Source organism: Kitasatospora sp. NPDC001527, assembly GCF_040298605.1.
Lineage (GTDB): Bacteria > Actinomycetota > Actinomycetes > Streptomycetales > Streptomycetaceae > Kitasatospora.
In genome coordinates this window covers 40,762-55,718 of record NZ_JBEPAM010000036.1, presented here as the reverse complement: position 1 = coordinate 55,718, position 14,957 = coordinate 40,762, and the positions used below count along the sequence as shown (strand labels likewise).

General features: G+C 73.0%; 12 protein-coding genes. All 12 read right to left on the bottom strand.

The genetic code is table 11. From position 1 onward, the window contains the following. Positions 1–251: 251 nt before the first annotated feature. The 12 genes from ABT238_RS27240 to ABT238_RS27185 all read right to left on the bottom strand — a co-directional run bounded on the left by ABT238_RS27240 (position 252) and on the right by ABT238_RS27185 (position 14,824). The gene (locus ABT238_RS27240) at positions 252–1,601 is read right to left on the bottom strand and encodes an MraY family glycosyltransferase (RefSeq protein ID WP_350795065.1); all 1,350 of its coding nucleotides are present in this window, start codon (positions 1,599–1,601) and stop codon (positions 252–254) included. A 160-nt stretch (positions 1,602–1,761) separates the two neighbouring features. Continuing rightward, on the bottom strand, positions 1,762–3,036 hold the full coding sequence (gene glyA / locus ABT238_RS27235; protein ID WP_350562605.1) for a serine hydroxymethyltransferase: 1,275 nt from the start codon (positions 3,034–3,036) through the stop codon (positions 1,762–1,764). Positions 3,037–3,329: 293 nt separating this feature from the next. Next, on the bottom strand, positions 3,330–3,953 hold the full coding sequence (locus ABT238_RS27230) for an arsenate reductase/protein-tyrosine-phosphatase family protein (RefSeq protein ID WP_350795048.1): 624 nt from the start codon (positions 3,951–3,953) through the stop codon (positions 3,330–3,332). Positions 3,954–4,000: 47 nt separating this feature from the next. Beyond that, positions 4,001–4,648: an L-threonylcarbamoyladenylate synthase gene (locus ABT238_RS27225; RefSeq protein ID WP_350562607.1), complete on the bottom strand. Its 648-nt coding sequence runs from the start codon at positions 4,646–4,648 to the stop codon at positions 4,001–4,003. A 37-nt stretch (positions 4,649–4,685) separates the two neighbouring features. Next, complete coding sequence (prmC, locus tag ABT238_RS27220; RefSeq protein WP_350562609.1) at positions 4,686–5,552, bottom strand: peptide chain release factor N(5)-glutamine methyltransferase; 867 nt, start codon at positions 5,550–5,552, stop codon at positions 4,686–4,688. A gap of 56 nt (positions 5,553–5,608) precedes the next feature. Continuing rightward, positions 5,609–6,685: a peptide chain release factor 1 gene (gene prfA / locus ABT238_RS27215; protein WP_350562611.1), complete on the bottom strand. Its 1,077-nt coding sequence runs from the start codon at positions 6,683–6,685 to the stop codon at positions 5,609–5,611. A gap of 132 nt (positions 6,686–6,817) precedes the next feature. Next, positions 6,818–7,039: a 50S ribosomal protein L31 gene (gene rpmE, locus ABT238_RS27210; protein ID WP_030057539.1), complete on the bottom strand. Its 222-nt coding sequence runs from the start codon at positions 7,037–7,039 to the stop codon at positions 6,818–6,820. Positions 7,040–7,174: 135 nt separating this feature from the next. Continuing rightward, on the bottom strand, positions 7,175–8,278 hold the full coding sequence (locus ABT238_RS27205; protein WP_350795018.1) for an LCP family protein: 1,104 nt from the start codon (positions 8,276–8,278) through the stop codon (positions 7,175–7,177). 140 nt (positions 8,279–8,418) lie between these two features. Then, complete coding sequence (rho, locus tag ABT238_RS27200; protein ID WP_350562615.1) at positions 8,419–10,509, bottom strand: transcription termination factor Rho; 2,091 nt, start codon at positions 10,507–10,509, stop codon at positions 8,419–8,421. Between the two features lie 581 nt (positions 10,510–11,090). After that, entirely contained in the window at positions 11,091–12,026 is a 936-nt protein-coding gene (thrB, locus tag ABT238_RS27195; protein WP_350562617.1) for a homoserine kinase, read from the bottom strand. 350 nt (positions 12,027–12,376) lie between these two features. Further along, positions 12,377–13,522 carry a threonine synthase gene (gene thrC / locus ABT238_RS27190; RefSeq protein WP_350562619.1) on the bottom strand — a complete coding sequence of 382 codons (1,146 nt, stop codon included), beginning with the start codon at positions 13,520–13,522 and terminating at the stop codon, positions 12,377–12,379. A 9-nt stretch (positions 13,523–13,531) separates the two neighbouring features. Beyond that, positions 13,532–14,824 carry a homoserine dehydrogenase gene (locus tag ABT238_RS27185; protein ID WP_350562621.1) on the bottom strand — a complete coding sequence of 431 codons (1,293 nt, stop codon included), beginning with the start codon at positions 14,822–14,824 and terminating at the stop codon, positions 13,532–13,534. Between the last annotated feature and the right edge of the window lie 133 nt (positions 14,825–14,957).

The window sequence follows — 14,957 nt, the reverse complement described above, 5'->3', positions numbered from 1 at the left end:
AGAGAAACGCGGTGGGTGACACCGGACCGGAACCGCCGCGGGCCGGCCGCTCGACGGCGAGCCCGTCGAGGGAGACCCACCAGGGACGGAAGTCATCCACCTGTCAGGTCTTTCGGCGTGTTCTCGGTACTCGTGAACGGTATCACAAACTATTTGATGAGAGCTTTACCATGAATGTGTGGTACCTGTCACACCGGCAGCCCAGGAGTGCCGCCGAACGGGTGAATGCCCTTGACGGTTCATCACCTCCGCTACCGGCCGCGATCGTTGCCGTGGCCGCGCCCGGTGGCCGCCGAGGAACCCTTGGGCACCCCGCCGAGCAGCCGCTTGTCCTCGGCCGACAGTTCGGCCATCGGTTCGGAGGCCGCGCGCCCGGCCGACTCGGCGGTGAGCTCATCACTCTCCGTGACGACAGGGGCGGTCCTGGCCACCGGACGGCGGCGGTAGCGCGGCGGCACGAAGGCCTGCACCGCGCGTGGGGCCCGCGGCCGGAACCGCGGCGTGAGCAGCACCACCAGGCCGACCAGGCAGAGCCCGGCCAGCGTGAGGACGACGGTACGGCCGGTGTTGGTGACCGAGAAGGCGACGGTCCCGAAGGCGATCAGCGCGGCCCAGAAGTACATGATCAGTACGGCGCGGCTGTGCGAGTGGCCGACCTGGAGCAGTCGGTGGTGCAGGTGCCGCTTGTCGGCGGCGAACGGGGACTGGCCCGCCCAGGTGCGGCGGACCACCGCGAGCAGCAGGTCCGCCAGCGGCAGCGCGATGACCGTCAGCGGCAGCAGGAGCGGGATGTAGATCGGCACCAGGGCGTGCACGGTGGCGGTCTGCGAACCCAGCTCGTTGGTGATGAGGTCGGGGTCGACCCGGCCGGTGATGGAGATCGCGGCGACGGCCAGCATCAGGCCGAGCATCATCGACCCGGAGTCGCCCATGAAGATCCGGGCCGGGTGCATGTTGTGCGCCAGGAAGCCCAGGCACATGCCGATCAGCAGCACGCTGAACAGCACGGCGGGGGCGGCGTCGGTGATCGTGTAGCCGTACCAGAGCCGGTAGGAGTACAGGAAGAAGGCCATCGCGGCGATGCAGACCATGCCGCCGGCCAGGCCGTCGAGGCCGTCGATGAAGTTCACCGCGTTGACCATCACCACGACCATGACCACCGAGATGACCATGCCCTGGGTGGGGCTGACCGCGACCGGCCCGACGCCCGGCACCGGCAGGGTGATCACGGTGACGCCCTGCCAGACCATCACACCGGCGGCGATCATCTGGCCGCCCAGCTTCACCAGGGCGTCCACGCCCCACTTGTCGTCCAGCACGCCGAGCAGCCACATGATGCCGGCGCCCGAGAGCAGCGCCCGGATGTCGGTGCCCTGGGAGAACACCTTGCTCAGGTTGTCGAGCTGGGAGGCGACCAGGATGCCCGCGCAGAGTCCGCCGAACATGGCGATGCCGCCGAGCCGCGGAGTGGGCTCGCGGTGCACGTCGCGGGCGCGGACCGGCGGCATCGCCCCGGCCGCGATGGCGAACTTCCGGACCGGGCCGGTCAGCAGGTAGGTGACGGCCGCGGTGCAGAACAGCACCAGCAGATACTCACGCACCACTGGCCTCCTGCTGCTCTGTCCGACGGGTGGGTACCGAAGGTACTCCCGTGCCTGTCCGGGGTTCGAGGTGCGTCGCCACGGCACACACCTTATTGACTCCGACGCCCGGGGCGCGCATCGCGGTTCGCCCCGCCGGGCAGGAGATTCGAACAGCCCTTCAACGGCGTCCGGCGAAGGCCCGCGCCAGCTCCCGGACCCGTTGCGCCACCCGGACGTCCGTGCCGCCGGCGAGCAGCCGCCCGAGCAGTGCGGCGATCTCCGCCAGCTCCGCCTCGCCCATGCCCTGCGAGGTCACCGTGCCGGTGCCGAGCCGGATCCCGGAGGCCTCGGACGGCGGCGCCTCGTCGTACGGCAGCGCGCACTTGCCGAGCAGCAGCCCGGCGGCCGCGCAGCGGCGCTCCGCCTCGGCGCCGCTGACCCCGAGCGGGCGCAGGTCGGCGGTCACCAGGTGGGTGTCGGTCCCGCCGGTCAGCGGGCTCGCCCCGGCCTGCGCGAGCCCCGCCGCCAGCACCCGGGCACCGGCCACCGTGCGGTGGGCGTAGGCGCGGTAGGCGGGGGTCGCGGCCTCGGCCAGCGCGACGGCCTTGCCGGCCACCTCGTTCATCGCGGCGCCGCCCTGGCTGAACGGGAAGACCGCCCGGTCGACCCGTTCGGCCAGGGCGGCGGTGGACAGCAGCAGGCCCCCGCGCGGGCCGCGGAGCAGCTTGTGGGTGGCCGCCACGGTGACGTCCGCGTAGGGCACCGGGGAGGGCGCCACACCGGCCGCGATCAGGCCGGTGGTCTGCGCGGCGGCGGCCACCAGGTAGGCGTCCGTCTCGTCGGCGATCTCCCGGAAGGCGGCCCAGTCCGGGTGCCGGGGGTAGGAGATGGAACCGGCCACGATCGCCTTCGGACGGTGCCGCAGAGCCAGGTCGCGCACCTGGTCGAGGTCGATCAGCCCGTCCTCGCGGCGCACCCCGTAGCCGACGAAGTCGAACCAGCGGCCGGAGAAGTTGGCCCGCGAGCCGCAGCTGAGGTGGCCGCCGTGCTCCAGCGACATCGCGAGCACCACGTCGCCCGGGCGCAGCAGCGCGGCGTACGCGGCCAGCATCGCGGAGGTGCCGGAGCGGGGCTGCACGTTGGCGTGCGGGGCGGAGAAGAGCGCGCGGGCCCGGTCGACGGCGAGCAGCTCGGCGGCGTCGGCGAGCGCGCAGCCGGTGTGGTGGCGGCGGCCGGGGTAGCCCTCGGCGTACTTGTCGATCAGCGGGCCGGTGAGGGCCGCCAGGACGGCGGGGCTGGTGAGGTTCTCCCCCGCCAGCAGCTGGATCGTCTCGGCCCGCCGCTCGGCCTCGGCGGCCAGCAGGTCGGCCAGTTGCGGATCGGCCCGGTACAGGGCCGCGGAACGCGCCTCGGCGGTGTCGACGGGGCCGGTCGCGGCATCGGTGACGGTCATGGCGGGGCTCCCGGGCGCGTCGGGTCGGATTTCTCCAGCGTAGGACCGCCCCCGCGCCCCGGCACGGCGGCGCGTGGCGGGTTACCCCCGGGTGGGCGCGCCGGTGCCGAAAGGGAGGCGCGAGGACGCCGTGAGGAACGAACGGCGTTGGAGCAACGACCGTCGGCACCGGACCCGAGCGCCCATCCCGGCCGATGTCACAGCCCCGGGTGGGCGCGCCGGTGCCGAAAGGGAGGCGCGAGGACGCCGTGAGGAACGAACGGCGTGGGAGCAACGACCGTCGGCACCGGGGCTCAGAGCCGGGCGCGCACTCCGGTCAGGGCGGTGACCACCGGGTCGACGGCGTGGAATATCTCCTCGCCGCAGTTGCGGAACATCCCGATCGGCGCGCCGTAGGGGTCGTGCAGTTCGTCCGCCTCGGGGTCGGCGGCCAGCAGCCAGCCCCGCAGCGCGGCGGCGGCGCGGACCAGCGCGCGGGCGCGCTCGGTGACGTCCGCGCCGCGCCGGGGGTCCGGCAGGGTGCCCGGGTCGATCGTGCGGACCAGCCGGGTGAACTCCTTCAGCGTGAAGGTGCGCAGCCCCGCCTCGTGGCCCATCGAGATGACCTGGGCCCGGTGGTCCAGGGTCGCGGTGAGCACCAGGTCGGCCTCGACCACGTGCTCGTCCAGCAGCTCGCGGCCGGTGAAGCCGCCGCTGTCGGCGCCGTACTCGTCCAGCACCGTGGCGGCGTGCTCCTCCATCGGCGCGCCCACGTGGCCCCAGGTGCCGGCCGACTCGACCAGGATCCGCCCGGCCACCCGGGGGTTGAGCCGGGTGTCCAGCTCACGCCGGGTGAGCCGCTCGGCGATCGGCGAGCGGCAGATGTTGCCGGTGCAGACGTAGAGGATCCGGAAGTGGTCCAGGGGCCTCGGGCCCACGCTCAGGTACGGCGATATGCCGGGCCCGGCATGGAGGGAGGCGGCCGTCAACTGCCGGCCTCCAGGTCGGGGACGACCTCCCTCAGCTGCTCGGCGGAGATCGCGCCGGCCCGCAGCAGCACCGGCACCTTTCCCGTGACGTCGACGATCGACGAGGCCTGGGCGTGGTCGGCGGTGCCGCCGTCCAGGTAGACCGAGATGGCATCGCCGAGCTGCTGCTGGGCCTCGTCGCAGGTGGCCGGGGACGGGCCGCCGGTCCGGTTGGCGCTGGAGACGGCCATCGGCCCGGTGGCGTTCAGCAGCTCGATGGCGACCGGGTGCAGCGGCATCCGGACGGCGACGGTGCCCCGGGTGTCGCCGAGGTCCCAGCGCAGCGAGGGCTGGTGCTTGGCGACCAGGGTGAGGCCGCCCGGCCAGAAGGCGTCGACGAGCTCCCAGGCCTGCTCGGAGAAGTCGGTGACCAGCCCGTGCAGGGTGGTCGGCGAGCCGACCAGGACCGGCGAGGGCATGTTGCGGCCGCGGCCCTTGGCGGCGAGCAGCGCGGCCACGGCCTCCGGCGAGAAGGCGTCCGCGCCGACCCCGTAGAGGGTGTCGGTGGGCAGCACGACGAGTTCGCCGCGGCGGATGGCCGAGGCGGCCTCGCGCAGGCCGGTGGCGCGGTCCCCGGTGTCGGCACAGTCGTAGCGGCGGCTCATCGGCGCGGTTCCCTTCCGGACGGGCTCATGGCGTGGTTCACAGCGACGCCTTGCGCGCCGTGGTGAAGCGGGGGCGGTTGTTGAGGTCGCGGTGGTCGGCGGCGTCGGTCCAGCCGCCCTCCTCGTTGAAGATCCACGGGACCTGTCCGCCCTGGGTGTCGGCGTGCTCGATCACCACGGCGCCGCCCGGGCGCAGCAGGCGGGCGGCGACCCGCTCGATGCCGCGGATGGTGTCCAGGCCGTCCTCACCGGAGAACAGCGACATCTGCGGGTCGTGGTCGCGGGCCTCCGGCGCGACGTACTCCCACTCGGTGAGCGGGATGTACGGCGGGTTGGAGATGACCAGGTCGAAGCGGCCGTCCCAGGCGCGGTCGTCCTCGAAGGCCCGGGTGGCGTCGCCCTCGTGCAGGGTGACCCGGGCGCGGTCGGGCGAGGCCGCGATGTTGCGCCGGGTGTAGGGCAGCGCGCCCTCGTCGAGCTCGAAGGCGTGCACGGTGGAGCGCGGCAGCTCCTGGGCCAGGGCGAGCGCGATGGCGCCGGAGCCGGAGCAGAGGTCGACGACCAGCGGCTCGGCGACGTCCATCTCGCGGACCGCCTCTATGGCCCACTCGACGACCGTCTCGGTCTCCGGGCGGGGCACGAACACGCCCGGCCCGACCGCCAGTTCGAGGTAGCGGAAGAAGGCCCGGCCGGTGATGTGCTGGAGCGGCTCACGGGCCTCGCGGCGGGCGACGGCCTCCCAGTACCGGGCGTCGAAGTCGCCGTCCTGGACGGTGTGCAGCTGGCTGCGCTTGACGTTGTGGACGTGGGCGGCGAGCTCCTCCGCGTCGAAGCGCGGCGACGGCACGCCGGCCGCGGCCAACCGCTGGGTGGCCTGGGCCACCTCCGCGAGTAGCAGGTTCATCCGTACGACCTCTTGCTTCCGCTCTCCGGCCTCGACGTCGGTCTCGCTGCCGCCGGTCAGTTCTGTTGGGCCGCGGCGAGCTTGGCCGCGGCGTCCGCGTCGACGCAGGACTGGATGACCGCGTTCAGGTCGCCGTCCAGCACCTGGTCCAGGTTGTACGACTTGAAGCCCGTACGGTGGTCCGAGATGCGGTTCTCCGGGTAGTTGTACGTCCGGATCCGCTCGGAACGGTCCACCGTGCGGACCTGGCTGCGGCGCGCGTCCGAGGCCTCCCGCTCGGCCTCCTCCTGCGCGGCGGCCAGCAGCCGCGAACGCAGGATGCGCATCGCCTGCTCCTTGTTCTGCAGCTGGCTCTTCTCGTTCTGGCAGGACGCCACGATACCGGTCGGCAGGTGGGTGATCCGGACCGCGGAGTCGGTGGTGTTGACCGACTGGCCGCCCGGGCCGGAGGAGCGGTAGACGTCGATCCGCAGGTCGTTGGCGAGGATCTCGACCTCGACCTCCTCGGCCTCGGGGGTGACCAGCACGCCCGCCGCGGAGGTGTGGATGCGGCCCTGCGACTCGGTGGCGGGGACGCGCTGCACGCGGTGCACGCCGCCCTCGTACTTGAGCCGGGCCCAGACGCCCTGGCCGGGCTCGGCGTTCCCCTTGGTCTTCACGGCCACCGAGACGTCCTTGTAGCCGCCGAGGTCGGACTCGTTGGAGTCGATGATCTCGGTCTTCCAGCCGATCCGCTCGGCGAAGCGCAGGTACATCCGGAGCAGGTCGCCGGCGAACAGCGCGGACTCCTCGCCGCCCTCGCCCGCCTTGATCTCCAGGATGACGTCCTTGTCGTCGCTCGGGTCGCGCGGGACGAGCAGCAGCCGCAGTTCCTCGGTCAGCTCCTCGCGGCGGGCCTCGCCCTCCTTCACCTCGGAGAGGAACTCCGGCTCCTCGGCGGCGAGTTCGCGGGCGGCCTCGATGTCCTCACCGGCCTGCTTCCAGTCCCGGTAGACGCGGGTGATCGGGGTCAGCTCGGCGTACCGCTTGGCCAGCTTGCGGGCGTTGGCCTGGTCGGCGTGGACGGACGGGTCGGCCAGCCTCGCCTCGAGGTCGGCGTGCTCGACGAGGAGCTCTTCGACTGCCTCGAACATGGGGTGGCCTTCTTCCCGGGGATCGTCGTGCGGAGTGGGTTCGCGGAGGTGCGGGGGGACGCGAACGGCGCCGGTCCCCAGCGCCCCCGGAAACGAGTTCGGGAGCGACCGGGAACCGGCGCCGAGGGAGCGCTAGGCCTTCGCGCTGTGCTGCTTGCCGAAGCGGGCCTCGAAGCGGGCCACGCGGCCACCGGTGTCGAGGATCTTCTGCTTGCCGGTGTAGAACGGGTGGCACTGCGAGCAGACCTCGGCGCGGATCTCGCCGCTGGTCTCGGTCGAGCGGGTGGTGAACTCGGCGCCGCAGGTGCAGGTCACGCGGGTGACCACGTACTCGGGGTGAACGTTGGGCTTCAAGGGGTTCTCCTAGTGTTCGGGAGGGCACCGGGTCGGCGGCTGGAATGCCGCTCGTGAACCGGGACCGACGGTCCAGTCTGCCAGGACCGGCCGCATCTTCCCAAACCGGGGGGCGTTCCGGGATATTCCGGGCCCTCACGGGCGCTTGGCGGGCGCCTTCGCCGGGGCCGTGGGGGCGGCCGTGGGGGCGGCCGTGGCGGGGTTCTGCGGCTGGGTGTCGAGCACCGCCGACGGCACCGGCCGGTCGGCCTTCAGGGCCGCCCAGAGCTGGTCGGCCTGCGGCTGCCGCTGGACCACCCGGTCCGGATCGCTCGGGGCGGCCACCACCGGGAGGGTGACCATGGCCAGCTGGTCGGGCCCGATGCCCTTGAGCTCCTGGGCCAGCCCGACCAGCGCGTTGACCGAGGCGAGCGCGGAGTCGGTGGTGATCGAGCGGGTCAGGGTGTCGCCGACGGACCAGAGCCTGACCGGGTTGGCCAGCAGTCCGGTCCCGCCGGCCTGCTGGAGCAGCGAGCGGACCATCTGCTTCTGCAGTTCGATCCGGCCGAGGTCGCTGCCGTCGCCGACGCCGTGCCGGGTGCGGACGAAGGCGAGCGCCTGCTGCCCGTCCAGGTGGTGCTCGCCGGCCGGCAGGTCCAGGCCGCTGTCCTTGTCGTGGATGGCCACCGTGGTCGTCACGGTGACCCCGCCTATCGCGTCCACGACCCGGGCGAACCCGGCGAAGTCCATCTCGACGTAGTGGTCCATCCGCAGTCCGCTGAGCTGTTCGGCGGCCTTGACCGCGCAGGCCGCGCCGCCGCTCTCGTAGGCGCTGTTGAACATCGCGCGCTTGGCGGCGGGCACCGGCCTGCCCTGCCGGTCGGTGCACGCGGGGCGCGGGACGAGGGTGTCGCGCGGGATGGAGACCACGTCGGCGCGGGAGTGGTCCTGGCTGACGTGCACCACCATCGCGGTGTCCGAGCGGGCGGTGCCGCCGGTGTCGCCCCCGGCGAGGTCCGCGTTGCCGCCGGAGCGCGAGTCGGAGCCGAGCACCAGCACGTTGAAGGAGCCGTCGGTGGCGGCCGGCGGGCGCGCGGTGCCGAGCTGGGCGTCGATGTCGACGCTCCTGAGGTTGCCGTCCAGCCGGAGGTAGGCGTACCCGGCCGCGCCGGCACCGAGGACGACGAGCGCGGCGACGCCGCACGCGGCCGCGCGCAGGAGCTTGCGGCGGCGGCTCGGGACCCTCTTGTGTTCGGCCATACGGTCCAGAGTAAATCGGACAAGACGCCAAAAAGTCCCCCATCTGTCCCGAGTCGGGAACAAACCGGCCCGGGAACGCCGGCGGGCCCCGGACCGCTCGCGCGGTCCGGGGCCCGGATGCTCCGACGTGCCCTGCGGCGTCAGTCGCCCGACCCGGGGGTCGTCTTGGCGATCTGCATCAGGAACTCGGCGTTGCTCTTGGTCTGCTTCATCTTGTCCAGCAGCAGCTCGATCGCCTGCTGCGAGTCGAGCGCGTGCAGCACCCGGCGCAGCTTCCAGACGATGGCGAGCTCCTCGCCGCCGAGCAGGATCTCCTCCTTGCGGGTGCTGGAGGCGTCCACGTCGACGGCCGGGAAGATGCGCTTGTCCGAGAGCTTCCGGTCGAGCTTGAGCTCCATGTTGCCGGTGCCCTTGAACTCCTCGAAGATCACCTCGTCCATCCGCGAGCCGGTCTCGACCAGCGCGGTGGCCAGGATGGTCAGCGAGCCGCCGTTCTCGATGTTGCGCGCGGCACCGAAGAACTTCTTCGGCGGGTACAGCGCGGTCGAGTCGACACCACCGGACAGGATGCGGCCGGAGGCCGGCGCCGCCAGGTTGTAGGCGCGGCCCAGACGGGTGATCGAGTCCAGCAGGATCACCACGTCGTGGCCCAGCTCCACCAGGCGCTTGGCGCGCTCGATGGCCAGCTCGGCGACGGTGGTGTGGTCCTCCGCCGGGCGGTCGAAGGTCGAGGAGATGACCTCGCCCTTCACCGACCGCTGCATGTCGGTGACCTCCTCCGGACGCTCGTCGACCAGGACGACCATCAGGTGGCACTCGGGGTTGTTGTGGGTGATCGCGTTGGCGACCGCCTGCAGCACCATGGTCTTGCCGGTCTTCGGCGGCGCGACGATCAGACCGCGCTGGCCCTTGCCGATCGGCGACACCAGGTCGATGATCCGGGTGGTCAGCACGCCCGGGTCGGTCTCCAGGCGCAGCCGCTCCTGCGGGTAGAGCGGGGTCAGCTTGTTGAACTCGGGGCGGCCGCGGCCACTCTCCGGGTCCATGCCGTTGACCGAGTCCAGCCGCACCATGGCGTTGAACTTCTCGCGGCGCTCGCCCTCGCGCGGCTGGCGCACCGCACCGGTGATGGCGTCGCCCTTGCGCAGACCGTTCTTGCGGACCTGGGCGAGCGAGACGTAGACGTCGTTCTGGCCCGGCAGGTAGCCGGAGGTGCGCACGAACGCGTAGTTGTCGAGGATGTCCAGGATGCCCGCGACCGGGATCAGGACGTCGTCCTCGCCGATCTGCGGCTCGGTGCCACTGGTCTCGAAGCCCTCGCGGCGGCCACGGCCCCGGCGGTCGCGGTAGCGGCCCCGGCGGCCGCGCCGGCCGTCGCCGTACTCGTCGTCCTCGAAGCCGCCCTGCTGCTGCGCCTGCGGCTGGGCCTGCTGGCCGCCCTGGCGGCCCTGCTGGCCCTCGGTCTGGGCGCTCTGCTGCTGGGGCTGGCGCTCGGCGCGGTCGCGCCGGCTGCGGCGGTCGCGGCGCGACTCGCGCCCCTCGCCGTCCTGGCCGCCGGCCTGGGCCTCGGCGGTCTCCTGGCGGCCCTCGCGCTCGCCGCCCTCGCGGCGGTCGCGGCGCTCCCGGCGGTCGCGACGGGTCTCGCGGCCCTCCTCGCGGCCCTCGAAGGCGCGGGCGCCCTCGGCGCGGGTCTCGGCCGGCTTGGCCTCGGTCACCACGGCGGCGGGCGCCTCGGTGGCGGTCTCGGCGGTCGGGGCACCGGCGGCCGACGTGGCCCGGCGGCGGGTGCGCTCGGTACGGGCGGGCGCGGCGGTCTCGGCCGCGGCCTGGACCGGGATCTCGATCTGGGCCTGCGCCTCGGCGGTGGCGGCGGTGGCCTCGGCGGCCCGCGCCGCGGCGGCCTTGGTGGTCCGGCGGGCCGGCTTCTCGGCCGGCTCGGCGGTCTCGGCCTTGGCCGCGCGCTTGGCCGCCGGAGCGGCGGCGGTGGAGCCGGCGAGCAGCGGGTCGCCGCCGCTCTTCTCCTTGATGGTCTCGATCAGCTGGCTCTTGCGCATGCGTCCGGTGCCGGTGATGCCCAGGTCCCCGGCGAGCTTCTGCAGCTCGGCCAGGACCATGCCGTCCAGGCCCGCGGCGGCGGTACGACGGCGCCGCGCCGGGGCCGCGGGGGCGGCGGCTGCGTCCGACGCGTCGGCGTCCGGGCGCGCGCCCATCAGATCGGTGGTGTCGCTCACTAAGGGTCCTTCCCTGGAGCGGACGTCGGCCTGTCTGGCTCGGCGACCGGTTGTGCTGTCCTGACCAACGCTCGACTGCGTCGGTCCGAGGCGGTGATCCCCCGAATGGCGCTGGGTGCCAGTCGGGAGAGAGCTGCGAGGTGCGGTGCTTGACGCACGGTGGTGCTGAGTGGCGTGGCGGGACGGTCGTGTACCGACCCTCCCCCCGGCCGCCGGCCGGGAAGTACCCCCACGCTGCCTGCGAATCCCGGGCCCCCGTCGCGTGACGGTGGCCCGCGCTCCGCCCGTCCTGGCCTCGAGGTGGGAGGCTGCGGGTGGGAGTCAGGTGCCGTCACGGCTTCGGGATGCGGCCGCAAGTCGCGCAGGCAGGCTGCGTACGCGCTGCGGTGGGCTCCCGGAGAATCGTCGCCCCGTACATCGCCGGGACTCCGCTGGTGCGGAGTGCTGGGATCGGGACGCGGCGCACCGAGCCCCGGAGGGCACCTGGTGCAGCAATGAGGTTAACACTACCGACCCCCTCAGACATTCCCCAGCCTTGCGGTTGCCAATCGTGTCCGGACGGTCCGGCCCGGACGGCGTGCTCAGACGTCGAGCGGGAGCACGGCGGCGCCGGTCCGGTCGAGTTCGAGCCGGTGCGCGGCGAACACCGGACCGCCGGTGCCGTGGTCGCCGGCGAAGCCGAGGACCTTCTGCACGCCGGCCTCGTCGGTGAGCGCGAGCACGGTCGGGCCGGCGCCGGAGATCACCGCGGGCACGCCCTCGGCCCGCAGCGCGCCCACCAGCGCGGCGCTGTCCGGCATCGCGGAGGCCCGGTAGTCCTGGTGGATCCGGTCCTCGGTGGCGGCCAGCAGCAGGTCCGGCCGCCGGGTCAGCGCCTCGACCAGCAGCGCGGACCGGCCGGCGTTGGCGGCGGCGTCGGCCAGCGGGACGGTCCTCGGCAGCAGCCCGCGGGCGGTCTCGGTGAGCACCTCGGTGGCCGGGACGAACACCACCGGCACGACCTCGGCGGACGGCTCCAGGGCGATCGCCCGGGCGGTGTCCTCCTCGGTCCACGCCACGGTGAAGTTGCCCCGCAGGCAGGCCGCCACGTTGTCCGGATGGCCCTCCAGCTCGGAGGCGAGCGCCAGCAGGCCCTCGTCGTCCAGGGCGGACGGGCCGCCGATGGTGACGGCGCGGGCGGCGACGATTCCGGCGCAGATCGCGGCGGACGAGGAGCCCAGGCCACGGCCGTGCGGTATCCGGTTGGCGCAGACCACTTCGAGGCCGCGCGGCTGGCCGCCGAGACGGTCGAAGGCGGCCCGCATCGAGCGGACCAGCAGATGGCGCTCGTCACGCGGGAGCGTGTCGGCGCCCTCGCCGGCGATGTCGACGGAGAGCCCGGAGTCGGCGACCCGGACGACCACGTCGTCGTACAGACCCAGCGCGAGTCCGAAGGCGTCGAAGCCCGGGCCGAGGTTGGCACTGGTCGCGGGAACCCGGACCCGGACGGCGGCGGCACGGAACGCAGGACCGGCCATGCGGTGGACTCTCCTGGGGAAATCGGGCGGCGCGAAGCGCGTCGGTGCGAGGGTGGGGGGAGGGCCGCGGGCCCCGGCCGGGGCGGACGGTCACAGTGGTCGGTGCGGCCCTCAAGGGGACCGGACCCGGGGCATGTGCCACACGGCCGGACCCAGAGTATCGAAGAGAGGTTCCACAGCGGTACACCCCGTGGGCCTTCGGTCTGGTGTGTTGCCGGTTCTGGCCGGAATGCATGCGGGAATCGGATCGGAATGCGCCGCTGAATTGACACAAAAGTGTCAGTCGAGAACGTAAACCGGGCCGACCCCCGAAAGGGTCGGCCCGGGCGCCCCACGGGTGGGGGGAAGGATCAGTCCAGCAGGCCCAGACGGCGGGCCGCGGCCTCGGGGTCGACCGGGACGATCTGCGGCTGCGGCGCGCCGGCCACCGCCCAGTCCGGGTCCTTCAGGCCGTTGCCGGTCACGGTGCAGACGATCCGCTGGCCCGGGTCGACCAGGCCGGCCTCCGCCTTGGCCAGCAGACCGGCCACCGAGGCGGCCGAGGCGGGCTCCACGAAGACGCCCTCCTGGGAGGCCAGCAGGCGGTACGCGGACAGAATCTGACGGTCCGTCACCTTGTCGATGAGACCGCCCGATTCGTCCCGCGCGGCGATCGCGTGGTCCCAGGAGGCCGGGTTGCCGATCCGGATCGCGGTGGCGATGGTCTGCGGCTGGAGCACCGGGGCGCCGTCGACGATCGGGGCCGAGCCGGAGGCCTGGAAGCCCCACATCCGCGGGGTCCGGGTGGCCAGGCCGGGGAGGATGCGGCGCGAAGCGCCTCCGTCAAGGGTGGCGGCGGGAGACGGGCGGGAGTACTCGCGGTAGCCCTTCCAGTAGGCGGTGATGTTGCCGGCGTTGCCGACCGGCAGCACGTGGATGTCCGGCGCGTCGCCGAGCATGTCGACGATCTCGAAGGCGGCGGTCTTCTGGCCCTCGATCCGGACCGGGTTCACCGAGTTGACCAGCGCCACCGGGTACTTCTCGGACAGTTCACGCGCAAGGGTGAGGCAGTCGTCGAAGTTCCCGTCCACCTGGAGGATCTTCGCGCCGTGCACCAGCGCCTGGCCCATCTTGCCCAGGGCGATCTTGCCCTGCGGGACGAGCACCGCCGACACCATCCGGGCCCGCACCGCGTACGCGGCGGCGGAGGCCGAGGTGTTGCCGGTGGAGGCGCAGATGACGGCCTGGGCGCCGTCCTCCTTCGCCTTGGAGATGGCCATCGTCATGCCGCGGTCCTTGAAGGACCCGGTCGGGTTGGCGCCCTCGACCTTGAGGTAGACCTCGCAGCCGGTGCGCTCGGAGAGCACCTGGGCGGGGACCAGCGGGGTGCCGCCCTCCAGCAGGGTGACCACCGGGGTCGCCGCGCTGACCGGCAGGCGGTCCCGGTACTCCTCGATCAGGCCCCGCCACTGGCGGGTGTGGGTGCCACGGGCGGCGTTCTCGGCAACGCTGCTCATCATCTGTTCCTATTCCCCTTCGACCCGCATGATGCTGGCCACGTCGCGCACGCTGTCCAGTGCGCGGAGCTTGTCCACCGTCGCCGACAGCGCGGCGTCGGTGGCGCGGTGGGTGACCACGACGAGCGAGGCGTCGCCGTCGCGGCCCTGCTGGCGCACGGTGTCGATGGAGACGCCGTGCTCGGCGAAGACGGAGGCGACCTGGGCGAGCACGCCCGCGCGGTCGTCGACGTCCAGGCTGACGTGGTAGCGGGTGACGACCTCGTCCATCGGCTTGGCCGGCAGCCGCGTGTACACCGAGTCGCCGGGACCGGTGGCACCGGCGAGCTTGTTGCGGCAGACCGCGACGAGGTCGCCGAGGACGGCGGAGGCGGTCGGCGCGCCGCCCGCACCCGGGCCGTAGAACATCAGCCGGCCGGCCGCCTCGGCCTCCACGAACACCGCGTTGTACGCCTCGCGGACCGAGGCCAGCGGGTGGGACAGCGGGATCATCGCCGGGTGGACGCGCGCGGTGACCGACTCGCCGTCGGCGGCCCGCTCACAGATCGCCAGCAGCTTGACCACGCAGCCCATCGCCCTGGCGGAGGCGATGTCGGCGGCGGTCACCTCGGTGATGCCCTCGCGGTAGACGTCCTCCGCGGTCACCTTGGTGTGGAAGGCGATGCCGGCCAGGATCGCGGCCTTGGCGGCGGCGTCGAAGCCCTCCACGTCGGCGGTCGGGTCGGCCTCGGCGTAACCGAGCGCGGTGGCCTCCTCCAGCGCCTCCGAGTACCCGGCGCCGGTGCTGTCCATCTTGTCGAGGATGAAGTTGGTGGTGCCGTTGACGATGCCCAGCACCCGGTTGACCCGGTCGCCGGCCAGCGACTCGCGCAGCGGGCGCAGCAGCGGGATCGCGCCGGCCACCGCGGCCTCGTAGTAGAGGTCCACGCCGGCCTCGGCGGCCGCCGCGTGCAGCTCGGTGCCGTCCTTGGCGAGCAGCGCCTTGTTGGCGCTGACCACCGAGGCACCGCCCCGGAACGCGGACAGGATGAGGTGTTTGGACGGCTCGATGCCGCCCACGACCTCGATCACCACGTCGATGTCGCCCCGGTTGACCAGGGCCTCGGCATCGGTGGTGAGCAGGTGCTCGGGCACCCCCGGGCGGGGGCGGCCCGCCCGGCGGACCGCGATGCCGGCGAGCTCGACCGGCGCGCCGATGCGCGCGGCGAGGTCGGCGGCGTCTGTCGTCATGATGCGCGCCACCTCGGAGCCCACCACACCACAGCCCAGCAACGCCACCTTCAGCGGCCGCGTACGCATCATCCGACTCCGCTCATTCATCGTGCTTCGGTCGATCCGGCGGGCTTTTCGGGTGCCCGCCGGACTTTTGGTTCCCACCAGTCTCCGGGACTTTCCGTACAGATCTACGGTCGTTCCATGATCTGAGACAAGGATT